Source organism: Streptomyces sp. NPDC047017 (assembly GCF_040644175.1).
GTDB lineage: Bacteria > Actinomycetota > Actinomycetes > Streptomycetales > Streptomycetaceae > Streptomyces.
Genome location: NZ_JBEYVW010000017.1, coordinates 134014 through 158288, shown reverse-complemented (window position 1 = coordinate 158288; position 24275 = coordinate 134014). Strand labels below are relative to the sequence as shown.

At 70.3% G+C, this 24275-nt stretch carries 21 protein-coding genes and 4 pseudogenes; 11 read left to right on the top strand and 14 right to left on the bottom strand.

Annotated elements, in window-relative coordinates:
* Positions 1-76 precede the first annotated feature (76 nt).
* The 3 genes and pseudogenes from ABZ858_RS26895 to ABZ858_RS26885 form a co-directional block, all read right to left on the bottom strand.
* On the bottom strand, positions 77-679 hold the full coding sequence (locus ABZ858_RS26895) for an XRE family transcriptional regulator (RefSeq protein WP_361383694.1): 603 nt from the start codon (positions 677-679) through the stop codon (positions 77-79).
* A 137-nt stretch (positions 680-816) separates the two neighbouring features.
* Positions 817-936 (bottom strand): annotated as a pseudogene (locus ABZ858_RS26890) (acyl-CoA dehydrogenase family protein); the annotation flags it as partial.
* A 15-nt stretch (positions 937-951) separates the two neighbouring features.
* The gene (locus ABZ858_RS26885; RefSeq protein ID WP_361383691.1) at positions 952-1113 is read right to left on the bottom strand and encodes a hypothetical protein; all 162 of its coding nucleotides are present in this window, start codon (positions 1111-1113) and stop codon (positions 952-954) included.
* 37 nt (positions 1114-1150) lie between these two features.
* Between ABZ858_RS26885 and ABZ858_RS26880 the strand changes: the two genes are divergently transcribed.
* A complete protein-coding gene (locus ABZ858_RS26880; RefSeq protein WP_361383688.1) occupies positions 1151-1339 on the top strand; it encodes a hypothetical protein in 189 nt (62 codons plus the stop codon).
* A 381-nt stretch (positions 1340-1720) separates the two neighbouring features.
* Here ABZ858_RS26880 and ABZ858_RS26875 read toward each other — a convergent pair whose 3' ends face one another.
* The 6 genes and pseudogenes from ABZ858_RS26875 to ABZ858_RS26850 all read right to left on the bottom strand — a co-directional run bounded on the left by ABZ858_RS26875 (position 1721) and on the right by ABZ858_RS26850 (position 7602).
* Positions 1721-2974, bottom strand: a complete 1254-nt coding sequence (locus ABZ858_RS26875) for a Cmx/CmrA family chloramphenicol efflux MFS transporter (protein WP_361383685.1) — start codon at positions 2972-2974, stop codon at positions 1721-1723.
* 337 nt (positions 2975-3311) lie between these two features.
* Positions 3312-4036 (bottom strand): annotated as a pseudogene (locus ABZ858_RS26870) (transposase).
* Between the two features lie 666 nt (positions 4037-4702).
* Entirely contained in the window at positions 4703-4957 is a 255-nt protein-coding gene (locus ABZ858_RS26865; protein WP_361383682.1) for a hypothetical protein, read from the bottom strand.
* Positions 4958-5392: 435 nt separating this feature from the next.
* A complete protein-coding gene (locus tag ABZ858_RS26860; protein ID WP_361383679.1) occupies positions 5393-5755 on the bottom strand; it encodes a hypothetical protein in 363 nt (120 codons plus the stop codon).
* A 277-nt stretch (positions 5756-6032) separates the two neighbouring features.
* A pseudogene (locus tag ABZ858_RS26855) lies at positions 6033-6323 on the bottom strand (hypothetical protein); the annotation flags it as partial.
* Between the two features lie 127 nt (positions 6324-6450).
* Positions 6451-7602, bottom strand: coding sequence for an acyl-CoA dehydrogenase family protein (locus ABZ858_RS26850; protein WP_361383676.1), 1152 nt, complete (start codon positions 7600-7602; stop codon positions 6451-6453).
* Positions 7603-7969: 367 nt separating this feature from the next.
* Here ABZ858_RS26850 and ABZ858_RS26845 point away from each other — a divergent pair, with 367 nt between their 5' ends.
* The 5 genes from ABZ858_RS26845 to ABZ858_RS26825 all read left to right on the top strand — a co-directional run bounded on the left by ABZ858_RS26845 (position 7970) and on the right by ABZ858_RS26825 (position 14111).
* Positions 7970-9010 (top strand): cytochrome P450, encoded by a 1041-nt coding sequence (locus tag ABZ858_RS26845; RefSeq protein ID WP_361383673.1) that lies wholly within the window; start codon positions 7970-7972, stop codon positions 9008-9010.
* 275 nt (positions 9011-9285) lie between these two features.
* Positions 9286-10368, top strand: coding sequence for a polyprenyl synthetase family protein (locus tag ABZ858_RS26840; RefSeq protein ID WP_361383670.1), 1083 nt, complete (start codon positions 9286-9288; stop codon positions 10366-10368).
* Positions 10365-11282, top strand: a complete 918-nt coding sequence (locus ABZ858_RS26835; protein ID WP_361383668.1) for a hypothetical protein — start codon at positions 10365-10367, stop codon at positions 11280-11282. Before ABZ858_RS26840 ends, ABZ858_RS26835 begins: the two co-directional genes overlap by 4 nt.
* 10 nt (positions 11283-11292) lie before the next feature.
* On the top strand, positions 11293-12651 hold the full coding sequence (locus ABZ858_RS26830; protein WP_361383665.1) for a cytochrome P450: 1359 nt from the start codon (positions 11293-11295) through the stop codon (positions 12649-12651).
* A 101-nt stretch (positions 12652-12752) separates the two neighbouring features.
* A complete protein-coding gene (locus ABZ858_RS26825; protein WP_361383662.1) occupies positions 12753-14111 on the top strand; it encodes a cytochrome P450 in 1359 nt (452 codons plus the stop codon).
* 230 nt (positions 14112-14341) lie between these two features.
* On the opposite strand, the gene ABZ858_RS26820 is transcribed toward ABZ858_RS26825, so the two are convergent.
* A complete protein-coding gene (locus ABZ858_RS26820) occupies positions 14342-15526 on the bottom strand; it encodes a cytochrome P450 (RefSeq protein ID WP_361383659.1) in 1185 nt (394 codons plus the stop codon).
* 123 nt (positions 15527-15649) lie between these two features.
* Between ABZ858_RS26820 and ABZ858_RS26815 the strand changes: the two genes are divergently transcribed.
* The 3 genes and pseudogenes from ABZ858_RS26815 to ABZ858_RS26805 form a co-directional block, all read left to right on the top strand.
* Positions 15650-16312 carry a helix-turn-helix domain-containing protein gene (locus tag ABZ858_RS26815; RefSeq protein ID WP_361383656.1) on the top strand — a complete coding sequence of 221 codons (663 nt, stop codon included), beginning with the start codon at positions 15650-15652 and terminating at the stop codon, positions 16310-16312.
* Positions 16309-17592, top strand: a complete 1284-nt coding sequence (locus ABZ858_RS26810) for a condensation domain-containing protein (RefSeq protein WP_361383653.1) — start codon at positions 16309-16311, stop codon at positions 17590-17592. The genes ABZ858_RS26815 and ABZ858_RS26810 overlap by 4 nt, the downstream gene beginning before the upstream one ends.
* 397 nt (positions 17593-17989) lie before the next feature.
* Positions 17990-18088: pseudogene (locus ABZ858_RS26805) on the top strand (IS5/IS1182 family transposase); the annotation flags it as partial.
* Between the two features lie 28 nt (positions 18089-18116).
* Here the strand turns inward: ABZ858_RS26805 and ABZ858_RS26800 are convergent.
* A complete protein-coding gene (locus tag ABZ858_RS26800) occupies positions 18117-18323 on the bottom strand; it encodes a hypothetical protein (protein WP_361383788.1) in 207 nt (68 codons plus the stop codon).
* Between the two features lie 80 nt (positions 18324-18403).
* Between ABZ858_RS26800 and ABZ858_RS26795 the strand changes: the two genes are divergently transcribed.
* Entirely contained in the window at positions 18404-18775 is a 372-nt protein-coding gene (locus ABZ858_RS26795) for an EthD domain-containing protein (RefSeq protein WP_361383650.1), read from the top strand.
* Here the strand turns inward: ABZ858_RS26795 and ABZ858_RS26790 are convergent.
* A complete protein-coding gene (locus ABZ858_RS26790; RefSeq protein ID WP_361383647.1) occupies positions 18772-20385 on the bottom strand; it encodes an amidohydrolase in 1614 nt (537 codons plus the stop codon). The two genes, ABZ858_RS26795 and ABZ858_RS26790, sit on opposite strands and share 4 nt — an antisense overlap.
* Positions 20382-21821 carry a cytosine permease gene (locus ABZ858_RS26785; RefSeq protein WP_361383644.1) on the bottom strand — a complete coding sequence of 480 codons (1440 nt, stop codon included), beginning with the start codon at positions 21819-21821 and terminating at the stop codon, positions 20382-20384. The genes ABZ858_RS26790 and ABZ858_RS26785 overlap by 4 nt, the downstream gene beginning before the upstream one ends.
* 157 nt (positions 21822-21978) lie before the next feature.
* Here ABZ858_RS26785 and ABZ858_RS26780 point away from each other — a divergent pair, with 157 nt between their 5' ends.
* Complete coding sequence (locus tag ABZ858_RS26780) at positions 21979-22884, top strand: AsnC family transcriptional regulator (protein WP_361383641.1); 906 nt, start codon at positions 21979-21981, stop codon at positions 22882-22884.
* Between the two features lie 552 nt (positions 22885-23436).
* Here the strand turns inward: ABZ858_RS26780 and ABZ858_RS26775 are convergent.
* Complete coding sequence (locus ABZ858_RS26775) at positions 23437-23871, bottom strand: hypothetical protein (RefSeq protein ID WP_361383638.1); 435 nt, start codon at positions 23869-23871, stop codon at positions 23437-23439.
* Between the last annotated feature and the right edge of the window lie 404 nt (positions 23872-24275).

The following is a 24275-nucleotide window of genomic DNA, read 5'->3' as shown; positions in this document are numbered from 1 at the left end:
GGACAGGCCCGCTGGACCACGCGCTGGAAGTCCACGCTGAACTACTCCGGTCGCAGCGCTTGTTCGACCGACCCACTCATCCGTCGGAGGAGAGCGTCATGCGTTGCGGCCGGGCCCGGACGTGCATGCGCTCGCCCTGGCGCCCGAAGACGCTCAACATCTCGACCGGGCTCTCGCCGGTGCTGCCGAACCAGTGCGGCAGCCGGGTGTCGAACTCGGCCACCTCCCCAGGGTCGAGCACCAGGTCGTGCTCGGCCAGCACCAATCGGAGGTGACCGGAGAGCACGTAGAGCCACTCATACCCTTCGTGGGTGCACAGCTCCGGGGTGTCGCGGATGGCCGGCAGCACCATCTTGTAGCTCTGCAGAGGGTTGGGCTGGCGGGTCAGCGGCAGCACGATGTTGCCATTGGCGACGTGCGGCTTGAGCCGGACGCGCGGATCGCCGACATCGGGCGCGTCGACCAGTTCGTCCAGCGGCACCTGGTGGGCTTGAGCGATGGGCAGGAGAAGTTCGAGGCTGGGGCGGCGTTGGCCGGCCTCCAGGCGCGACAGGGTGCTCTTGGAGATACCGGTGGCCTCGGACAGCGCGGCGAGGGTGACACCGCGGGCGGTGCGCAGCCGCTTGAGGCGGGGACCGACGGCGGACAGGACCTGGGCGATGGGCGGGGACTGCTCCATGTGGCCATTGCATCGGCACGTCTCCGAATTGGCAACGGAATATGCCGATTCGGCACCACGAGTGTGGTGCGATGGGCGTACGGCCGCCGCCCACCGGCAGGCCCGGCGTGCGGCGGCGAGACGGGCGGGTACGGGCCTCACCGGTCGAGCGGCCGTCCGATCAAACCCTTCATCACCTCCGTCGTCCCGCCGGAGATCGTCTGCACCCGACTGTTGGCCCACTCGCGGGAGACCGAGTTCTCCGAGAGACAGCCGCAGCCGCCATGCGCCCGTCACGCCGGCGCGGTGCTGTGCGCGGCCCGCGGCCAGAACTCCTCGGGCGGCGCGTGCACGCCGTCGCGGGCGGCGAGCGCAGTGAGCGGAAAGTCGACCCGCAGGGTGGTCAGGTTGGTGGGGGGCCGGGGAGCCGCGTCGCGGAAGAAGCGCCCGAGCAAGCGCCGGATCATGCCGTAGCCGGGGCGAGAAGACCGCGTGCTCGACCTGGCCGGCGTACGGGCGGTCCTCGGGTCCCCGGATGAACGGGGTGTTCCTGAAGACGACGTCGAGGCGCTCGGCCGGGTCGATCGCGTCGAAGAGGTCGCTGGTCAGCGCGGCCACCCGGTCGGCCAGGTGGTGTCGGGCGGCGTTGCGCCGGGTGTTCTCCACCGCCGGCGGGGCTGATGCCGGTGGCGAGCACTGTGCTGCCGGCCTCGGCGGCGAGGACGGCCGCGAGCCCGTCACCGCAGACCGTCTCCGGAAACCGGTCTCCCTTCTCGTAGGGCGCCCAGAAGGTGAACAGGCCGGGGCCCGGGTCCGTGTACGGCCGGAAGACCTAGGCGGCAACAGGTCCCTTCTTTGCCGACCAGCGTGCAGGTGCGCTGCGTCGGGCAGGCCGGGCCCTGGATCTGTGACACGACCCAGGTGCCCCGTTCGTATCCGAGCGGGTTGCCCGTGCGGTCCTCCCTCGGGGAAGCCGGCGGTCCAGGGCGCGCCGGCGCCGGCCGTATCGACGCGCTCTCGACGCGCTCCCGACGGTGGGGTCATAGTCGAGGGCGGCGCCGGTCAGCTGTCGTCGGTAGCGGGCTCCGTGGTGCTGTCGGCACGGTTGTGAGCCATGGTCCGGTCGATCAGGATGACCGGCACGGTGAGGACGGCCAGGCCGGCGCCCAGCCAGGGAATGGACGTCAGTCCGGTTCCGGCACCGAGGGCCACGCCCACGAGGGCGGGCACCAGGCTGATGCCGAGCTGGAACATGGAGACGGCGGTGGCTCCGGCGAGGGTGGGAGCGGCGGCGGCCACGGTGAACACCCGCCCGTAGATGGCGGGGTTGAGCACGAATCCGGCCATGCCCAGGACCAGGACCAGGGGGATGACGGCGACCGCATGCCGGCCGAGCAGGGCGAGCAGAACCGACGCGATGAGAATCCCACCAGCGCCGATCAGCAGCGCGCGGTGCGGGCGTCCGTCGGAGATCCGGCCGCCGATGGACAGGCCGATGAAGGCGCCGATGCCGAACAGGACGAGAATCGCGGGCACCCACACCGAGTCGATGCCGGTGATGTCCGTGAGGATGGCCGCGAGGTAGTTGTACGAGATCATGTACGCGGCAGTGCTCAGCAGCGTCGCGGCGTACACCACCCACAGCTGCGACTGGCGCATGACGCGCAGTTCGCGGCGCACGCTGGGCTCCTCGGCCGCACGGGTGGCGGGCACGGCGACGATGGTGGAGACCGCACCTAGGACGGTCAGCGCGACCACCGCCCAGAAGCCGCCCTGCCAGCCGGCGAAGTGGCTGAGCAGCGCGCCGGCCGGACCGCCGGCCACCATGGCAATGCTCAGGCCGCTGACGACCACGCCGGATGCGCGGGCGGTGCGGTCGGGGGTGACGAGGCCGATGGCGGTGACGGCGGCGACGGCCCAGAAGCCGGCATAGGCGAGACCGCACAGGAAGCGGGTGACGATGAGGACGGTGAAGTCGTCGGCCAGCAAACCGATGGCGACGCCGATCGCGAACAGCGTCTGGGAGACCACCAGGGTGGTCCGGCGCGGCCAGCGCAGGGTGAGAACCGCGAGGGGCGGGCCACCGATCACGACGCCGATGGCGAAGGCGGAGATCAGGACGCCGGCGGAGGACAGCGAGATGTGCAGGTCGGCGGCGATGTCGGGCAGGACGCCGGCGAGCAGGAACTCGGCGCTGCCCATCGCGAAGAGGCTGAACGCGAGCAGGTGGACCGCGAACGGCATCCGGTCGGATCCCTTGCGGGCGGCGGCCTCCTGCGCTGAGGTCCGCACGCTCCCAGGCGTGGTCGAAGACATGGGCGGGCTCCTTGTACGAAGGTTCGGATGTGCGGATCGAGGCCGGGAGGCGCCGGTCTGTCGGCCCGGCTGGTCCGCTACACGGTGATCACCCGTGTCCTCATGCTGGAACCGGCGGCCTCGGACGGACAACATTTGTTGCCGATACCGGGACGTCGCGGCGGCGTCGGCGATCCGCTCAGGCGATCCGCTCAGGAGTCACCGGGCTTGCCCTCGCCCCGGCCCCGCTTCTTGATGGTGGTACGGCGTGGAGGGACCGCGCTGGGGTGGCAGTCGGCCATGGCGCGGCGTGAGCCGACGTAGGCGACGAAGAGGGTGTGTCGATTGGGACGTCATCTCATGTGGTGATCCTGCGGTAGCAGATGAGGGTGCAGGCGTTGCTGGTGAAAGCCAGGAAGTGCGCGGCTTTGCGCTCGGAGCGGAGTGCGGGCGGCGGCATCCGGCGAGCCAGGACATCGTGCGCTTACGGTCCAGCGATGGCGGCCCGGACGGGTCGAGGACTCGATGCCCTTGCGGGCGGTGCGGTGCCTGATGCCCCGGCTGCGTGACCACCGCCGCAGGTGGTCGTAGTCGTCTCCTTTGCCGGCGTGAGGCTTTGCCGGTCTGCGCCGCCGACGCCCGCGCCGGGAGCGGATGGGTGGTATGCCCCTCACGAGCGGGATCAGCGCCCGGCTGTCGTGGAGGTTCGCGCCCGAGATTCCGGCGGACAGGGGCAGACGGGTCCGCTCGGTGATCAGATGTGTCTTCGAGCCGTACCTGCCCCGGTCCACGGGCTTCGGACCTGTCAGCTCCCCCTTTTCAGCGCCCGCGTGTTCACCGAGTCGGTCGCGCAGCGGGACCGGTCAAGCCCGCCGCGGGCACCGAGCCCGTCGAGGACCAGGCGGTGGAGCTTGGTTGCTGCCACGGGCATCCCGACGTCGCCACGAACACGATCGCGGCCGGCACTCCCCGGTCCCCGTACCGGCGCCGACCGCCGCCTTGCGGACGGGGCGGCGCCTCCGGCACCACCCGCTGGAACAACTCCCACAGCTCATCCGGCACCAGCCGCTCGACAACCCCCACCTCCCGCAGACTACCGAACAGACCGAACGAGACGACGTCTTGGTGCCGCCCGAGGTAGTCGACACGCAGCGGCGCGTAGCCGGGGGCCTGCCCGGCCAGGGTGCGCGCCTGGACCTTCTCCCTCAAGGCGGCATGCGTCGGCGATGTGCTGGGCCCGGTCGGCATCGAGGCGTTCGAGGTGGCGGACGGGCAAGAGCTGACTCGCGGTGAGGCCGCACCGCTGGCCGATATCCAGCGGCGTGATGTCGAGCCGGTGCCGCCAAGCGTGGAAAGCAGCCGGGCGGCAGCTCGCCCGCCACGGGGTCGAGGCTTCTGGGCAGCGGCCGGATCATGCCGTTGCCGACGCGGTGCCGTGGTCGTCGAAGGCGCCGTTGCGCCGTCGGCGGTGCCGGGTTCGGGACGGTACGAGGGCAGTCGGGGTCTCGCCCGCGAGAGCTTCGCGGTCGGTGCCGGTGAGGGTGAGGGTGAGCGGGCGGGCGTCGAGAAGACCCTCGGTCAGGCACTCGGGCTGGTGATGGCCTCGGTGCAGCCGTCCTCGATGAGGCGCTCCAGCAGACCGACGACGCCGTCGCTGCGCGCGTACAGGCACTCGGGCATCGCGTGCCCGGTGAGCATCCCGGGGCGGGCCTTGAGCAGACGCAGGTGTTCTTCGATCCCGGCGAGATGCTAGGTCCGGGCGGTGATCTGTTCGGGGGTGTCGTAGCGGAACCGGTCGAGTTCGGCGAGGTCGAAGCGGCGCTCGGTCCGGGTCGGCTCCCATCTGTCGACCGCCCGCCGGCGGCGCTCGTGCGCGGCAGCAGCGGAGTGGCCCTCGCCCACCAGTCCGGAGCCCGGGATGCCGACGCCGACCAGGACGAGGGTGACGTGCATGCTCATGAACGCGCGGATCAGGTCGAGGGTGGGTGTCCTGGTCGCCAGCACGGCGCATCCGCAGCCGCGTGATGTCGTCGGGTATCAGCACCTTCGTGCCGTGATCGGCCAACGACGTAGCCACCGTGGCCACCAGTTCGGGCAGGTCCATCCGTTTCGTGGGGGCGCCGTAGAAGTCGAGGATGGCCTTGCGGGTGCTCTTGGGTTTCGCGGTGACGGAGGTCTGAACGTACGCGACGGGCGCCCACAAGTCCCGTGTCCCGGCCACGGCCACGGCCTCGGGGTTGGTGCGGTGCAGTGCGCGTCAGGCGTCTTCGAAGGTGGCGGCGATCTCGCACACCGTCTCCGTCTTGCCTGGTTTCGCTGCCGGCAACAGCGCCGCGCGTCGCCCGGTTGGCATCCGGCCGGGGGACGGATGCCAACCGGAACGGGTTCATGCGGCCGCCAACCGGGCGGGCAGCGATTGCATCCACTTCGCCTTCGTCATCACGGCCTTGGGGCGAGATAGCAGTAGTCGACGGTCATCCTGACGAAGAACTTATGCCGGTGCTGCTCGTAGGCATGGAGGACAGACATGATCGCCTGCTCCCAGCTGAGAGGCATGCCATCGGACAGGCTGACTGACACACAACCGTCCGAGTAGCCACCATCCATGGCATACACCGCCTCGGGCGTTCTCGTCCCGGTCACGTAGCCGATGCGTGTCAGCTTGCAAAGATCGGGGCTACGGTCAGTGCACACGTACAGACGCTCATTCGACATGCCGCCCGGATCGGACGGCACGAGGTACATCAAGCGCCGATCGACTTCCTCGTGGACCCACTCTCCGATCCTGCTGATGTCCACCACGGCCATCCCCCTCCTCTGAACGCACACTCGCTGGAGGGGGACAGTGTGGCCAATCACAGCGCAGCCCTCAAGACCTCCTTCGCGCCGGTTTGGACACCTACGCCGCCTCGATGCCGGGGCCCCGCACGGGACCTGATGAGACGTCGCCCCGCTTGCCCATGAATCTCCGAGACTGCCCGGACATCACAGAGGCAGGACACCTGTGAGCCAAGGCTGTGACCGAGGATCGCAGTTGGCGGGCGGGGCTTCCTGCGGCGCAGGTCGTCAGCCGCCACTCGCGGCCGGCGGCCAGATGGACCTTGCCGGTCTGCCCGCCCCTTGGAACGTCCCAGGAGAGCCGCCTTCAGGCGGACTCTCCGCCGACGCCGGACGCCTCGCCGCTCCTGCCGCCCGGGATCGACTTCCTGCCCGCTTCGTTCTTCGAGGCCGCCCCCCCCTTTGACCTGGCATTCTCCTCCTCGGCGGCTGCCTTCTCCAGGGCAGTGACGACGTCCTCGCCCCGGCGCATCCCGGCGGCATCATGGTGTCCGCGCACGGTGGTGGAGTCGATACCGGCCAGGGACAGGTCCCCGGCCCTCCTCAAGCCAAGCAGACCGGCGCCTCCACCTGGTCGCCTGCCTCGCCACCCTGCTGGATCAAGGGCGCCCCGGCCCGAGGCAGCACAGCGGAGAGGCGCCTTCGCCACTCAGCGGCTCTCAGAGGCCCAGGGACTTGGCGACGATCGTACGCATGATCTCGCTGGTGCCGCCGAAGATCCGGTTCGCTCGGTTGTCGGCGTACAGCCGGGCGATCGGACTGTCCATGGTGAAGCCGAAACCGCCGTGCAGTTGCAGGCACGCGTCCAGCACCCGGGGCGCCGTCTCCGTGCAGTACAGCTTGGTGGCGGCCGCCTCTTCGGCGGTCAGCTCCCCCGCCTCGAAGGCGTCCAGGGCCTGGTCGACGACCGCCTGGAGCGCGTTCACCGTGACCTTGCAGTCGGCGAGCACGAACTTGGTGTTCTGGAAGGCGGCGACCGGCTTGCCGAAGGCGATGCGCTCGCGGACGTACTCGGTGGTGAGGTGGACCGCGGCGGCCGCCTGCGCGTACGCCCCGACGGCGATGCCCAGGCGTTCCTGCGGGAAGATGTCCGCGAGGCAGGTGAAGGCATCGCCCAGACCGCCCACCACGTCGCCGGCCGGGACCCGCACGTCGCTGAACGTCATGGTGACGATGTCGGAGGAGCGCAGGCCGAGCGTGACCGCCTCGGACTCGACCGTCACGCCCGGGGCCCGGGTGTCCACGGCGACCAGGGACATGCCGCCGCGCCGGTCGGATCCGTCCGTGGAGGTGCGGCAGGCGACGAGCACAAGATCGGCCTGCGCGCCTCCGGAGACGTAGGCCTTGGCCCCGTTGAGCACGTAGTGGGTGCTGTCCTCGGACAGCTCGGCGGTCGTGCGCAGGCCGGCGACGTCGGAACCGGCCCCCGGCTCCGTGATCGCGATGGCCGTCATCAGCTCACCGGTGACGAACCCTGGCAGCCAGCGTTCCTTTTGCTGCCGGGTCGTGTATTTCACCAGGGTGGCCGGCAGGGCCAGGTGGGCGCCGGCGCCACCGAAGGTGACACCGGCCCGAGCGCACTCCTCGGCGATGACGGCGTTGAACTTGAAACCCTTCTCGCCACTGCCGCCGAACTCCTCCGGGATACCGAACCCGAAGATGCCCGATTTTCCCAGTTTGAGATAGAAGTCACGCGGCACCCGACCGGCCGCCTCCCAGTCGGGATATGCGGGTACGACCTCCGCCTCGATTAGGTCACGTACCGCCGCGCGGAACGTCTCGTGCTCGTCCTGGAAAACAGTGCGCCGCACCGTGTCTTCCCCCCGTAGGTCTGATCGGTGTGTCCGAACCAACGACTCGACATTAATAGGGGGTAGAGGGACCTGTCCAGGTCGGAGGGCCTTGTCATGTGTGGTCGCGCTGTGCCTACTATTCGGCCAACGGGTCCGAGGCCGCCACTGTGGCCTGTGGCCCCGCCTGCCGATTTTCATGGGGGAGACAGGCATGGAACCAACGGGCGGTAAACCTCTATTCGATGCTCGTGACCCGCGATTGCGAACCCACCCCTACCCGCTCTACAAACGACTTCGGGACGTGGAACCGGTCCACCGGACACCCTATGGCCATTGGGTGGTTTCGGGGTACGGCGCGGTCGCTTCGCTCATAAGAAATCCGGGATTGAGCAGTGAATACCCGCAGGACCCCAAATGGGCCGCGCAGCGGGGCGGGAAGGACAGCCCGATCGTGCGGGCCACCCGCAACTGGATGCTCATGCGGGACGGCGAGGCGCACCGCCGGCTGCGCGGGCTGGCCAACCCTCTGTTCACCGCCAAGGTGATGCACGAGATGGCGCCCCGGATCGCTGAAATCGTCCACCGGATCATGGACGACATGGGCGAAGGCCGGGACATCGACTTGATCGGATCACTCGCGGCGCTGGTGCCGGTGACGGTGTTCTGCGGCCTGGGCGGCCTGCCCGTGGAGGACCGTGACCTGTGCCGGAAGTGGACCGACGCCCTGGGGCACGTCATCGACCCGGCCGTCGACGAGACCACCCGCCGGGCCATGAACGACGCGGCCGAGGAGTTCGGTGCCTATATCGTCGAACACCTGGAGAAGCGGCGCGCGGACCCGCAGAACGACATTCTTTCCCGGCTGTCGCTGGCGGAGTTCGACGGTGAGAAACTCTCCGACGAGGAGATCATCGCCAATGTCATGATGTTCTTCCTGGGCGGCCACGAGACGACCGTCAACCTCATCGGCAACGGCACGCTGGCCCTGCTGCGCCACCCCGACCAGCTGCGCGCACTGCGCGAGGACCCCGGCCTCATCGAGGGCGGCATCGACGAACTGCTCCGCTACGACGCGCCCATCCAGTTGGTGGCAAGGATCACGACCAGCGAGATCGAGGTCGGAGGCCGCACGATCCCGGCCGGCTCCAAGGTGATGATCCTGCTCGGCGCGGCCAACCGCGACCCGCTGCGCTACCCGGAGCCCGACCGCCTCGACCTGCGCAGGCCGGACGTGCGCCCGCTGTCCTTCGGCGGCGGCCCCCACTACTGCATCGGTGCTCTGTTGGCCAAGACCGAGGCCAAGCTGGTCTTCACCGAACTGCTGCGCCGCTACAGCGACATCAGACCGAGCGGCGAAGACGTCGTCTGGCGGCCCCAGGTCAACATCCGCGGGCTCAGCGAACTCCGGGTCGACCTCCTCTCCTGACGCCGGCCCGCCCTCCCGTCCGCCGCACCGCCCAGCCCGGTGATTCTCCGCACAGCCCGGCGGTTTTCCGCAGTGCCTGGCACGTGCCCACACCTATCCGTCAGTACGCGCATGCATGCGCACGTACAACGCGTTCGCGTATCCGTACGGCGATCCGTACGTCCGCGCGGATGTTCCCGCGCGGAACAACCGACGCGCCCGGCACCTTTGCGTGCCATGACCGTGCGAACGCCGCCGTGAGCGCGCAGCCGGTTCCGCTGCTCCAACGAGTGGGGATGAAGCACAGAAACATGAGCACCCAGACAATATCTCCCGGCATACTCGACCAGAGTTTCATAAAAAGCTCCGTCGACAGCATTCTGATGGACTTCCTGGAGAGCCGGAGAGGACCTTCCGGCGATTCCCGGATGAATCGGATCGTGACACTCCTCGAAGAATTCATGACCGGCGGCAAGAGAATTCGACCGGTACTGACTGTCATGGGTTGGCAGGCGGTCGCCGATGGCAGCGTTCCGGCGGCGGTCCTGCGCGTGGCCGCCTCTCTGGAGATGTTTCACGCGTTCGCCCTCATCCACGACGACATCATGGACGACAGCGACACCCGGCGCGGCCGTCCCACCATCCACCGGACACTGGCCGGAAAACACGGCGACGATCGTACGGAGCGATTCGGGCTCGGCGCCGCGGTGCTGCTGGGCGATCTCGCCTTCACCTGGTCCGACCAGTTGCTGCACACGGCGGGCCTGACCCCCGCGCAGTCGGCCGCGGTGCTGCCGCTCGTCACGGAGATGCGCACCGAGGTGATGCTCGGCCAGTACCTGGACCTCCAGGCCACCGGCGAGCTGACCGACGACGTCGACGCCACCCTCACCGTCAACCGCTACAAGACCGCCAAGTACACCGTCGAACGCCCCCTGCACATCGGCGCCGCCCTCGCCGGCGCCGACGCCGCGGCCCTCGCCGCGTGCACAGCGTTCGCCCTTCCCCTGGGCGAGGCGTTCCAGCTCCGCGACGACCTGCTGGGGGTGTACGGCGATGTCCGCGACACCGGCAAGTCCCGCCTGGACGACCTGCGGGCCGGCAAGAACACCACCCTGGTCGCGCTCGCCCTGCGCGCGGCCGACGCGGCCCAGCGCGCCCGGCTGCGCACGCTGATCGGCGACCCCGCTCTGGACGAGACAGGAGCCGAGGAGGTCCGCGCGCTGTTCGCGTCCACCGGGGCCCGGGACACCGTGGAACGCATGATCGACGACCGTTACCGGCAAGCCGTCGAGGCCCTGGAGAGCGCCCCTTTCACCGCCGACACGGTGACTGCCCTCAAGCACCTGGCCGTCACGGCCACCAGGAGGAACTCATGACCGCCGACCTGACCGCACCTACCGCCCCCGCCACGGCGGGCACCGCTCGCTACTGGCAGGAGAGCACCGACCGCTTCGCCGCCCTCCTCGACCGCCACGTCGGACACGAGGCCCAGAAGGTGCCGATGACGGACACCGAGCTGCGCGAGGTCATCGACGCCTGCAACCGCGCGGTCGCCCCGCTGGGCAAGACCGTCTCCGACAAGCGCTGGATCTCCTACATGGACGTCGTGCGCTGGTCCCAGAGCGCCCGTCACATCAAGGACATGGAGGCATTCAAGGCCGTCTGCGTGCTCAACTGCGTGACCTTCGTGTGGGACGACATGGATGCCGCCCTGCACGACTTCGACCTCTTCCTGCCGCAGCTGCGCGCGGTGTGCGAGCGGTACTACTCTCCCGAGGACGCCGACTTCGCCTACGAAGGCGCCCGAGCCTTCGTCACCAGCGACCACATGTTCCGCGACACCCGGCTCAAGACGGTGCTCTGCGGCACCTCTCCCGAGCAGTACTTCCGCTTCCGCGTCACCGACGTCGGGGTGGACTTCTGGATGCGGATGTCGTACCCGATCTACCGCCACCGCGAGCTGACCGAGCACTCCAAGACGGGCCTCGCCGCCCGCATGACCACCCGCGGGCTGGCCATCGTCAACGACTTCTACTCCTACGACCGTGAGTACGCCCTCGGCCAGACGACCAACTGCTTCCGGCTGTGCGACATGAGCGACGAGAGCGACTTCCGGCGCTTCTTCCAGGACCGCCTCGACGACATGGCCGAGGACATGGAGTGCATCCGGGCGTTCGACGACGTCACCCGGGACGTCCTGCTGGACCTCATCCAGGGCAACTTCGTGTGGACCACCCGCGACCGGCGCTACCAGGCCCCGGTGAACGACGTCAACTCGCTCATCCAGTAGGGACCGCAGCATGCTCTCCTCGAAGACATCCGTGACGGATCGGTCCTGGCGCACCGGTACCGCGCCCGGCGCCCTGCCCCTCCTGGGTCACGTACTCGCGCTGTGGCGACGCCCCCTTGAGTTCCTCGCCTCGCTCCCCGCGCACGGCGACCTGGTCGAGGTCCGGCTCGGGCCCACCCGGGCCTACCTCGCCGCACACCCCGAGCTGGTCCGGCACGTGCTGCTCAACCCCCGCCTGTTCGACAAGGGCGGCGTCTTCGACAAGGCGCGCCAGCTTCTCGGCAACAGCCTGTCGGTGTCCCGCGGCGAGGAGCACCGCTTCCAGCGGCGGCTGATCCAGCCCGCCTTCCACACGGCGAGGATCGCCGCCTACACGACGGCGGTCGCCGCGGACACCCGCACCGTCACCGATGCCTGGCGGGACGGGGAGACCCGGGACATCGGCGACGCCATGCACGCCCTGCTCATGCGGGTCGCCGCGCGCACCCTCTTCTCCACCGGCCTCGACGAGGCCACCGTCGAGGAGGCCCGGCAGTGCTTGCGGACCGTCTCGCACGGCATCTACAAGCGCACGGTCGCCCCGCTGGGCGTCATGGAGAAACTGCCCACACCGGCCAACCGCGCCTACGACCATGCCAACGCGCGGCTGCGGCAGATCGTGGCCGACATGATCAGCGTGCGGCGGCGGTCCGACGAGGACCACGGCGACCTGCTCTCCACCCTGCTGAGGGCGGAACACCCGGAGACCGGGGAGAAACTCGACGACGGCCAGGTCCTCGACCAGGTCGTCACCTTCCTGGTCGCCGGCAGCGAGACGACCGCCTCCACCCTGGCCTTCGTCTTCCACCTGATGGGCACGTTGCCCGAGGTGGAGAAGCGGGTGCACACCGAGGTGGACGAGGCGCTCGGCGGGCGCACCCCCGTCCACGAGGATCTGCCCGCGCTGCCCTACGTCCGCAACGTCATCACCGAGACTCTGCGGCTGTATCCGCCGTCCTGGATGGCGATGCGGGTCGCCGCGCAGGACGTCGAGATCGGCGGCCGGACCGTCCCCGCCGGTACGATGATCCTCTACAGCGCCTACGCCCTGCACCACAACCCCGAGCTGTTCCCCGACCCGGAGACCTTCGACGCCGACCGCTGGGCGGGCGAACGCGCCGGGCAGGTCCCGCGCGGCGCGCTGTTGCCCTTCGGCGCGGGCAGTCACAAGTGCATCGGCGACGTCCTCGCGCTCACCGAGACGGCGCTCATCGTCGCGACCGTCGCCGCCCGCTGGCGGCTGCGCCCGGTGCCCGGTTCCCCCCTGCGGCCGGAGCCGAAGGCCACCCTCGAACCGGGGCCGCTGCCCATGGTGCTGGAACGCCGCTGACCGGTGCCGGCCGCCGCCGCCCCGTCTCCCTGCCGTCGCCTCGCCCCGCAAGCCCCCTGTCCACTCGGCTCCCGACACTCCTCCCGGAGGGCATACCCGGCATGAAGACCGATTCCCACCCGGCCACGCGCAGCTGGCGGGTCGCCAAGGCACCAGGCGGGCTCCCGCTGGTGGGCCACGCTCTCCAACTCGCGCGCCGCCCGCTGGAGTTCTTGGGCTCGCTGCCCGGCGTGGGCGACCTGGTCGAACTGCGGCTCGGCACCAAGCCCGCCTATCTGCCCTGCCATCCGGAGCTGGTGCGGCAGGTGCTGCACAACGCGCGGGTCTACGACACCGGGGGGCCGGTGAAGGACAAGGCCCGCCCCATCCTGGGCAACGGGCTGATCACCTCCGACTGGGCCGACCACCGCCGTCAGCGCCGTATGGTCCAGCCGGCCTTCCACACCGCGCGCATCGCGGCGTACGCCGTGGTGATGCAGGAGGAGTGCGGGGCGCAGGCGCAGACCTGGCGGGCGAGCCGGCCCCTGGACGTGGCGGACGCGATGCAGGCACTGACCGCACGGGTGACGGCCCGGGCGCTGTTCTCGACGGAGATGGCGCCGCACTCGGTCGCCGAGATCCAGCGCAGCCTGCCCCTCCTGGTCCGCGGCGCCTTCCGCCGTGCGATGGACCCCACCGGTCTGGTGGCCAGGCTGCCGCTCGCCGCCAACCGGGAGTTCGACGCGGCGCTCGCCCGGCTGCACGGCCTCATCGACGGCATCGTCGGGGACTATCGGCGCTCGGGTGAGGACCGCGGTGACCTGCTGTCGGCCCTGCTGACCGCGCGGGACAAGGAGAACGGCGGCGCGATGACGGACCAGGAGGTCCACGACCAGGTCATGACGCTGCTGCTGGCCGGTGTCGAGACCACTGCGAGCGCCCTCACCTGGGCCTGGCACCTGCTGGCGACGCACCCCGAGGCCGAGGCACGGCTGCACGCCGAGGTCGACGAGGTGCTGGGCGGCCGCATCCCGGAGTACGCCGACATCCCCCGCCTCGTGCACACCCAGCGGATCTTCACCGAGACCCTGCGGCTCTACCCGCCGGCCTGGATGTACACCAGGACGACCACCGGGCCCACCGAACTGGCCGGCCACCGGCTGCCCGCCGGGACGGACCTGCTGATCAGCCCGTACGTCATCCACCGCATTCCGGAGTTCTTCCCGCGCCCGGACGTCTTCGATCCCGACCGATGGCTCCTCGAGCGGGCCCAGGACCTCACGCGCGGCTCGTACCTGCCGTTCGGCGCGGGCAGCCGCAAGTGCATCGGCGACGTCTTCGGGATGACGGAGGCGACGTTGGCGCTGGCCGCGCTCGCCTCCCGCTGGCGGCTGCGGCCGGTGCCGGGCACCACGGTCTCGCCGCGCGCCGAGATGAGCCTGACCGCCGGCCGGCTGCTCATGGTGCCGCAGCCCCGCTGACCGGCCCCGGCCGGGGCGGCGAGGCAAGGCGTCCCCGGCCGGGCGCGGTGCCGGAACACCGTCGGACGGCCGGACCGCCGGACCGCCGGACCGCCGGACCGCCGGACGGCCGGACCGCCGGACCGCCGGACCGCCGGACCGCCGGACGGCCGGACCGCCGGACGGCCGGACCGCCGGACGGCCGGACCGCCGGACCGCCGGACCGCCGGGCCGCCGGGCCGCGGTCCCGGTCAGCCGAAGGTGACGGGGAGCTGGTGCAGGCCGCGCAGCATCAGGCTGGGACGCCAGGAGAGCGCCTCGGACTCGACGTCCAGGGCCAGTCCCGGACACCGTTCCAACAGGGTGCGGAAGGCGATCGCAGCCTGCATCCGGGCCAGCGGCGCACCCAGGCAGTGGTGGATGCCGTAGCCGAAGGCCATGTGCCCCCGGGCCGGCCGGCGGATGTCGAAGCGATCGGCTCCGTCGAACCGCCGGGGGTCGCGCGAAGCGGCGGCCAGCACGACGGCCACGGACTCCCCGGCCTCGATCGTCGTGCCGCCCAACGGCAGGGTCTCCCGGGCGTAGCGGAACGCCGTGGTCTCCACCGGCCCGTCGTAGCGCAGCATCTCCTCCACGGCGTTCTCCAGCAGTGACCAGTCGGCGCGCAGGGCGGCGAGCTGGTCCGGGTGCCGCAGCAGCGCGAGCGTGCCGCTGGACAGCAGGTTGGCCGCCGTCTCATAGCCGGCGACGAGCAACAGGAACGCCATGCCGAGCATCTCCTCGAAGGAGAGCCGGTCCTCCTCCCCGCCCATGCTCACGGCCAGCGCGCTCAGCAGATCGTCCCCGGGTTCGTGCTGCTTGGCGGCGACGAGTTCGGCGAGGTAGTCCGTCATGGCCCGGGCGGCGGCCGCCGCGGTCTCGGGCCGGGTGAAGTCGGTGCTCTCCAGATACCAGTCGTGGAAGGTCTTGCGGTCGTTCCCGGGCACGCCGAGCAGCTCGCAGATGACGGCGAGCGGCAGGGGCAGCGCGAACGCCTCGACCAGGTCCACCCGCCCCAGCGGCAGCATGGCGTCCACGAGTTCGTCCGCGATCCGCTGGACCTCGGGGCGCAGTGCCGCGATGCGTCCGGGCGTGAAGTCCTTGGCCACCAGCGCCCGCAGCCGGGTGTGCTGCGGGGGATCCGTCTGCACCATGTTCAGCCCGATGGAGTTGCCGCCGTCGTCCTCCCAAGCGGCCGAGTGCCGGATGTCGTTGGACAGACGCGGGTCGGCCAGCGCGGCCCGACCCTCGGCATGACCAAGGACGAGCCAGAACTCCCCCGAGGCGTCGGCCCTCACCCGGTGCACCGGGCCCTGGGCGCGCATCCGCTCGTAGACCGGGTACGGGTCGTCGACGAATTCCTGGCCGAGCGCTGACATATCTGCAAAACCGGTCACGGACACCTGTGTTCCTCGCTTCGAACGGGCCGCACAAAACCAACCGGGGACAGGTCCCCGGTTGATGGCGACCCTAGCAGCGGAAACGGGGAGCAGTCCACGGTTGGTGTTAGGGTGCCGCCCATGGTCGACAGCGAACCCCGGCGAACCCCACGGCGCAGCGATGCACGGCGCAACCGCGACATGCTGATCGCCGCCGCGCGGAAGATCTACGCCGAGCGCGGTGTGGACGCACCGCTGGACGACATCGCACGCCGGGCCGGCGTCGGAAACGCCACTCTCTACCGGCACTTCAGCGACCGCACGGAACTGATCGAGACCGTCTTCCACGACGCCCTCGTCCCGATCCTCGACATGGCCCGCGACATCCGGGACCACCCCGACGCCTGGGCCGGCCTCACCTCCTACCTCGACCGCATTTTCACGCTGCTCGCCGCTGACCGGGGCGCAGGCGATCTGCTGACCACCGCCGTCGAGGGCGTCCCCACGCTCGACGCACTGCGCGAGGAGAACCGCCACACCCTCCAGACCCTGCTGAGCCGCGGCCAGGAACAGCACACCGTCCGGGACGACCTCACCATCGAAGACCTGCTGTTCCTCCTGGCAGCCATCGGCCGGGCCGCCTCGGCCGCGCCCGCCAACTGGCGCCGCCACCTGGCCCTGCTGCTGGACGGCCTCCACCCCGCGGCCGCCCGCCCGCTGCCCGCCCAGGCGCTCCGGCCCGAGCAGTTCGACGCCGCCCTGCACCGCCTCCGCCCACCGACATCGGAGAACCCCACACCATGACCCGTCAGCGCCTCATATCCCCCTTCGAGAGCATCTACTTCCTGGATCTGGGAGCCGAGGCCCTCCCGCTGTACAACATGCCCGCGTTCGTGGAATCCCTGGTACGCGGACGCCCGGACCCCGGGCTGATGCGGAGGGCTCTCGGACTGCTCACCGAACGCCACCCGATCCTGCGCTGCGAGGTGACCTCCGGCGAGGAAGGACTGCTGCTGCGCTCCCGAGACCGGGTCGAACCGCCGCTCACCGTCCTCGACGGCGTGGAGGAGACCTACGCCGAGCTGATCAACACTCGTCCCGACTGGGCCGAAAGCCTGCTGCACGCCTGGCTGCTGACCGATGGCGAACGCAGCCAGGTGGTGCTCGCCGTCCACCACGGCGTCGCCGACGGCCGGTCGGCCTTCGCCCTCCTCGACGAGTTCTGGCAGTACTACACCGCCCTGGCGGCAGGCGCGGATCCCGCTCCGGAACGGCGCGAGGAACTGTCCGCGGCCATCGACACCCGTCTGGCCGGCAGCTTCCCGGACGCCGAACTCGACGCCCTGGTGGAGGCCATCGCGCAGGGCGCCGACGAGACCAAGCCCGCCGTCCTGCCCACCGAAGGCATGGGCCGCCCCGGCCGCCCGGCCGCGGCCCGCCGATTCGTCGTCGACCGGCTGGAGTTCGCCGCGGAGACGACCGACGCGGTGGTGGCGGCCGCCCGGACCCGCGAGGTCACCGTCAACAGCCTCGTCACGGGACTGGTACTGACCGCGGTACGCGCACAACTGGCACCGGAACACGGCCCGTTGACGCTGACCTGTGGCCATGGCGTGGACCTGCGTACCCGGCTGACACCCCAACTCCCGCTGAGCACCGTCCTCAACTGCATCACCGGCCTCCAGACCACACTGCCCGTCAGCCACGACGACCGGCCCGAGACCGTCGGCCGGCAGGTCGCCGACCAGGTCACCGGCGCCCTGGCCCGCCGCGACCCCGAGCGCTTCCTGCTCGCCGCGCTCAGGGCGGGCGCACGGGGCATCGCGGTGCCCGTCCCAGCCGTCAGCTACGGCATCTCCAACGTCGGCCGGATCCCGGCGCACCCCGTCCCCGACGACATGGAACTCCTCCGCTTCGGCGGCACGGCCAACGCACCGGGCATGCCTCCCAAGATCGGCGTCGCCAGCTTCGGCGGCCGGCTGCTCGTACAGAACGAGTACGACAGCTGGACCTACGCCCCGGACCAGATGGGGCGACTGCGCGAGACGCTGCGTGCCGCCCTCACCGGCCTGGCCACACACTGAAGAACGGGACCCGCCACCGATCACGGGTACGAAGGCGCACCCCCCTTGGCAGCCGGTCGACGACTCTCGCGCTCACCCGGACGCCGAGCTAGCGGCGATCACCCCTGTCGAAGAGGGGGTTGGGCAGCCGTCCGGGCACTCTCGGACCAACCGGCGTTGCTGGGCTTTTCGGGTAGTCGTCGGGGCGGTGACGGTTCGTGATCCCTGCGGTATGCCGGTGGGACGCGGTATCCGGCGGGCGGGGGCCCGACCGCTGCGCGTCGGGCGTTTCGGGAGAGGGTCCGGCTCCGGGCGGGCGAGCGTTTCGCGGCGGGTGAGAAGACCGCAGTGATCGCGAAGGAGCTGCGGGTGAGTGTGCGGTCGGGCGGAACGCCGGCGCCGGGCCTGGCGCCGGTGCATCAACCGCTTGAAGCAGTGGCGTGGCCTCGCCACCCGCTACGAGAAGACCGCGGCCATCTGTCCGGCCGGGCTCCACGTCGCGGGCGTCTTCCTCTGGTCCGCGCGCTGGTTCGAACGTCCCCCGGTCACGAATCGTCCTCCGCCGACCGTGCCAGGTACGCGTGGTTGTCCTCGACGAGGTCGTCCAGCGCGTCCCTGGCGGCGGCGAGGCCGTCGATGGCCTCAGACAGCCGGGCCCGCTCGCGGCCCATGATCTCCAGAGCCTGCCGCGCCCGGTCCTCATTCGGCTCGGCCATGCAGGGCACCATCTCGGCGATGGTGCCACTGGACATGCCCGCCGCCAGAAACGCCTGTACGAGGCGCACCCGCTGGACGTGCTCGTCCTCGTAGTGTGAGCTTTCAGGTTAACTCCATGCTGAAGCTCATCTTCATGATCCACCGCATCGAGGGAATGTCGTACGAGCGTTTCGTCGAGCACCACCGGGACCGGCACGCGCCGCTGTTCACCTCCATCCCGGAGGCGGAAAGCCACGTGCGCAAGTACACCGTGTCCCACCCGGTCCCCGCCGAGAACTACCCGCCCCGGGCCTACGACGGCCTGACGGAAATCTGGTCATCTGATGGACCGACTCGACAGACGGACACCGGCTCAGCTCTTACGGCCGGCCCCCGCGTACACGTCGACGTCGGCGCCCGTCACCTCGTTGACACACCGGGCCCGCGGCGCGCATCGGTCAACGACGCACCCGAACCTACGATCAGAGATCCGAACGAAACGGCCTAGCCGAGGACGACCTTCTCTCCGCCGATCCACGACTCGCTCACGCCGACCTTGGGCAGCCGTTCGACCGGCACCGTGACGGGGTCCGCGTCGAGGAACACGAGGTCGGCCTTGGCGCCGGGGCGGATGACGCCGATGTCCTGGCGGCCCAGCATCCGCGCCGGAGTGACGGTGACGCCGCGCAGCGCGTTGGCGCGGCCGGCCTGCTGCGCCTCGTCGCCCGAGACGGCGCCGCCGAGGGTCTCACGGGTGACCGCGGCCCACACCGCCTCCAGCGGGTTGGGCATGGTCACCGGCGCATCGGAGGAGATGACGACCGGGACGCCGGCCCGCTCGAACTCGCCGTACGGGTAGAACCGGCCACCGAACTCGCCGAACTCGTCCATCAGCGAGTCGCCGTAGAGGCTCACCTGCATCGGCTGCGGCACCGGCACGACGTGCAGGTCGGCCATCCGGCCGATCTGCTCGCCGGTCGGGAAGCCGCAGTGCTCGATGCGGTGCACCAGGCCGGTGCGCGGCCGTTCGGCGCGGGCGTCGGCGACGGCGTCGAGGACCACGCCGATCGGCAGCGGACCTTGGGCGTGGGTGGCCGTGCTCAGGCCGAGGCGGTGGGCCGTGGTGATGAGGGCGGCGAGTTCCTCGGGCTCGTGGTACAGGTAGCCGTCGGGCGAAGGCTTTCCGCAGCAGGCGTGCCCGTTGAGGTACGCCGTGCGCGCGATGACCGAGCCGTCGGCGTACAGCTTGACGCCCCACAGCCGGAGCTGGTCGTCGCCCAGCCGCGAGCTCATGCCGAGCCCGGTGAGGTGTTCGAGGTTGCTCGACAGCGCCAGCATCTCGGTGCGCATCCGCAGCCGGCCCTCGTCCCGTGCCCGCAGATAGCTGTCCATCTCCAGCTGCGTGACCTGGGCGTCGCACATCGTGGTGATGCCGGCCTCCAGGAGCGAGCGCTGGCCGAGGTCGAAGAGGTGGTCGATCTCGGCGTACGTCATCGGGAGGTGGAAGTTGGGGCCGTGGTTGCGCACCTTGACGCCCTCGGCGCCGGTCAGCAGGTCGCAGGCGGAGTCGAAGAGGACACCCGTCGGCTCGCCGTCGGCGTCGCGGTCGATCCGGCCGCCGATCGGCGTCGGGGTCGCGGCGGTGATGTTCGCCTGGCGCAAGGCGAGCGTGTTGACCACGTAGCCGTGCCCGCTGGCGTGCTGGATCTGGACCACGCGGTCACGCGTCACCCGGTCGAGGTCGGCCGCCGACGGGTGCCGGCCCTCGACCAGCTTGGACTGGTCGTAGCCGTAGCCGCGAACGGCCTCACCGGGGCGCGCGGCGGCACGTTCGGCCAGGAGGCGCACGACGTCGCCGATGCCGCGGGCGCCGGAGAGGTCCACCCAGTCGATCGCCGAGCCGTGCAGGATGGTGTGGGCGTGCGCGTCGACGAAGCCCGGCATCAGAGTGCGGCCGTCGAGGTCGACGATCTCGGGTGTCTCGTACGCCGAGCGGCGCATCTCGGTGAGGGTGCCGACCGCCTGCACCACGCCGTCGTGGATCAGCACCGCCTCGGGCGTGTGACCGTCGTCGGTCATGGTGCGGACGGGACCGCCGGTCAGAATGGTCGAACTCATCGGGTGGAAGCCTCCGGGGTGTCGACCGCGACGGGCGCGGTCCGGGTCATCAACAGGTAGCAGGCACCGCTGACCACGATGCCGACCAGCCAGGACAGGTCGCCGCCGTCGAGCCTGTGCGCGACGGGTCCGGCCCAGAAGCCGAGGTTGGCGAAGGGCAGCTCGGCCACGAAGCCGAGCAGGAAGCTGATGGCGCCGGCGACGTTGACGCGGCCGTACTCGCCGTTCGGATCGAAGATCGCCTGCACGTCGTAGTGGCCGTCGCGGACCAAGTAGAAGTCGGCGAGGTTGATCGCCGACCACGGGATCAGCAGGATCAGCACCACGCCCAGGGCGTCGGTGAACGCGCTGGTGAAGCTCTTCGAATAGGCGATGGTCGCGGCCAGGCAGACGAGCGCGAAGGGCACGAGGGACCACAGCCGGGTGCGCAGGCTCGCCTCTACCGGCGCGACGGTACGGCGCAGCGAGGTGGCGATGCTGAGCGCGGTGTTGCCGCCGGCGTACATCGACAGCGAGCCCTGGAGCACCTGGATGCCCATCACCACGACCACCAGCAGCGCGGTGAAGGCCTTGCTGAAGGAGTCGCTGACCTGGACCACCGAGCCCAGGGTGTCGGCGCCGAAGCCGGTGACGGTGGTCAGGTAGGCGCCGAGCACGAACAGCCAGATGCCCGAGACCACGATGCCGGCGTAGGTCCACCAGGCGGTCGCACGGGTCGAGGTCGACTCCGGCAGGTAGCGGGAGTAGTCGGCGATGTACGGCGCGTAGCCCGCGGCGTAGACGAAGGTCACCGCGATCCCGGTGAGGAACAGGCCGGTCTGGAAGCCGCCGGTGTGCAGGTGGCGCGTGGTGGGGTGGTGGATGCCCGAGTGGCTGAGCACCAGGATCGTCAGGATCCCGAAGACGACCACCGAGGCGACACTGAGGTATTTCGCCAGCCGATGGCTGAGGTCGTAGCCGAAGAGGGCCACCACGAAGGTGATCGCGGTGACGAGCACGGCGACGAGGTAGGCGTTCCAGCCCCACACCGCGTGGGCCAGCAGACCGCAGATCGCCGGTGCGGCGGCGAAGAAGACCAGATAGTTGATCTCCGCGATGATCATCGGGACGATACCGCCGACGTACCCGAACTGGGCACGGCTCTGGATCATCTGCGGGATGCCGAGCTGAGGGCCCTGGGCCGAGTGGAAGGCCGCGAGGAACCCGCCGAGCGCGAAGCCGATGACGATGGCCGCGACCGACCAGGCGAACGACATGCCGCCGCCCACCAGGATCGAAGCGGTGACCACGCTGACGATGACGCTGTTCGCCCCGAACCACAGCGTGAACAGGTGCCACGGCTTGCCGCGCCGCTCGGTCGACGGGATGAAGTCGATGGTGTGGGTCTCGATCCCACCCGGCCGCCCACCTGGGCGGCTGCGCTCGTCTGTCCTCACCGGATCTCCTGCGATTCGTGCCGGAGGCCCCGGCCGTTGGTCCGAATGACTCGTCATGCGCGAGTTCCCCAAACGATATGGGCACCATGGTCCACCGTCAACGCCCCATTCGTTCGCTGGAACATCTCGCTGCACCCGATTCGCTACCCTGAGCCCGGTGAACCTGACCGAAACCGACCTCGAACTCGTCGAGGCGCTGCGCGAGGACGGCCGCGCGTCCTTCGAGTCGCTCGCCGGGCGGGTCGGCCTGTCCCGCAAGGCCGTCCGATCCCGCGTGCTGCGGCTCTTCGAAGACGGCGTGCTGCGCGTGGTGGCCACCGTCCGACCCGAGTTCGACGGCATCCACGCCAACGCACACCTGTCCGTCAGCGTGACCGGGGCGCGCCGCGACGATGTCGCCCGTATGCTCGCCGGCCAGGACGAGACGGTGTTCGTGTCCATCGTCTCAGGACGTGCCGGCGTGGTCGCCGAGATCAGGACCACCGGTCTGCGCCGGCTCGGGAACGTCGTCGACCGCCTCCGCGGTGTCGAGGGCGTCACTCGCGTCGAGACGCTCGTCTACACCGATGTGGTCATGGAACCGCATCTGCCTCCGCCGAGGGCCGCGGTCGGCACGGATCCAGCCGTCGACCACCTCGACCGGACGCTGGTCGATCTGCTCCGCGCCGACGGCCGCACCAGTTACGCCGACCTCGCGGCACACGTCGGTCTGTCGGCGGCGGCCACTCGGGCACGTGTGCGCAACCTGCTCGATCTGGGTGTCATCCGGATCGTCACGCTGGTGAACCCGACCAAGCTCGGCCGCTCCTTCATGACCGGCTTCGCCCTCGACCTCGCGGGGAAGGCGCGGGACGTTCTCCACCGGATCGAGGAGATCGGCGCCGTCGACTTCCTGGCCCTGACGCTCGGCACCGCGGACGCCGTGGGCACCATCGTGACCACCACGGTCGAGGACACCATCGCCGTGCTCGACCGGATCGGGACGATGGACGGCGTCGTCGGCCTGCGCTCATGGACGCACCTGCGGCTGGTGCAGGAGCGCTACGGGACCGTCGGCGGCTGAGGAGCCGCGCAGACGGGCGCGGCAGCGGCACCGCACCCGGCAGCGAAGCAGGCACAGGGCCTCAAACCGGTCGGGCAGGACCGGCGGATACGGCATCCCCCTGGGTCGTGTCCTGGCCGGTGCCGACCGCCGCGCCCCCGACGCCGGCCATGACGTGCCGCCCGTCCGCGCGGACTCCGAAGGTCATCGTCAGGCCGCCCGCGCGGAAAGCAGGACCAGTGACTCCGAGCGATCTCGATGCCGGCCGGGGGACGCGTCAGTGCGCCTCCGTGAGCGCCTTCTCACAGGCCGTCTGGAGGAGTTCGCTCGCTCGTGGGGCCGTCGGCCACGAGTGAGCCGGCCGCGGTGACGACGGCTCCCGTCCGCGCCTCGGGGCCTGGCCGGACCGCTGTCCCGATCGCCGTGACGACCCGGTTCGGTCCGGTCCTCCCGTCCAGTGCTGCGACCGGAAAGGTTCACCGGCTCGCGACGCCCGGCACGGCGCCTCGCCGCGTTGTCGTCGGTTACCGTGGCCCCGCCGTGACGCCCTCCTCCGCCGTGCGACGCACGGCGTCAGGCCCCGCTCCCTGATCCGGCCTGATCCAAACGAAAGACCCTGGTCGCGCAGTCGGTGAACCAGGTGATCCATGGCTTGCGAGCCTTACCATCGGCATCGGCATCGGCATCGACCAGCACCGGCGCCTGAACGTGATCGGTCTCCCAGACCTGGTGATGCCAGCCGCGCGGTCGGGCCAGGAACACATCGTGCTTGCGCGCCGCCCGCTCCCCATCCGCAAGCCCCGCCCGCTCCCCCGGCGTCAGATCCCGCTGGATCGCCCGGTGCAGCGTCGGAAGCGACGGAGGCGGCTTCCCCTCACCCTTGGCCGCGCGAGCGATCAGCTCACGATGGACCGCCGCGACGTTGCCCTTCCACAAGGCCGGCAGGCGGCGCACGGCAGGGCCGGCGCAGCGCCGACAGAGAGGAAGCAGGCGGGCCTCCCCGCGCATCCGGACCGTCCCCGTGCACGCCGGAGCGGGGAAGCGCCCTCTTCCGGCCCGGCCGCGCCGATCACAGCGGCCCCATGAGCCGTGCGCAGGCCCGCTCCAACAGAGGACGCACCGCCAACACCCTCGAGAGCACAGCCCCTGAAACACCCCATCCCAGAACATCACCACCGACTCTCATCACCACCGACGCGAAGCCGAGAGATCGCACCTGCGAGCGGTGCGTTATTACCCACGACGCATCAGTGCCTCGGCTGGGAACTCTTAGTGGTCGGCTCCGGAAGTCCTTCGGGGGTTGACGGGGAAACAGTGCTGCGTCAGGGCTGACCCTGGGCCGAAGGAGGGGCGTCGAGGGGCCGGTAGACAGATAGTCTCCGCGAAGATAGTCTTCTCGAAGAGAATCTATT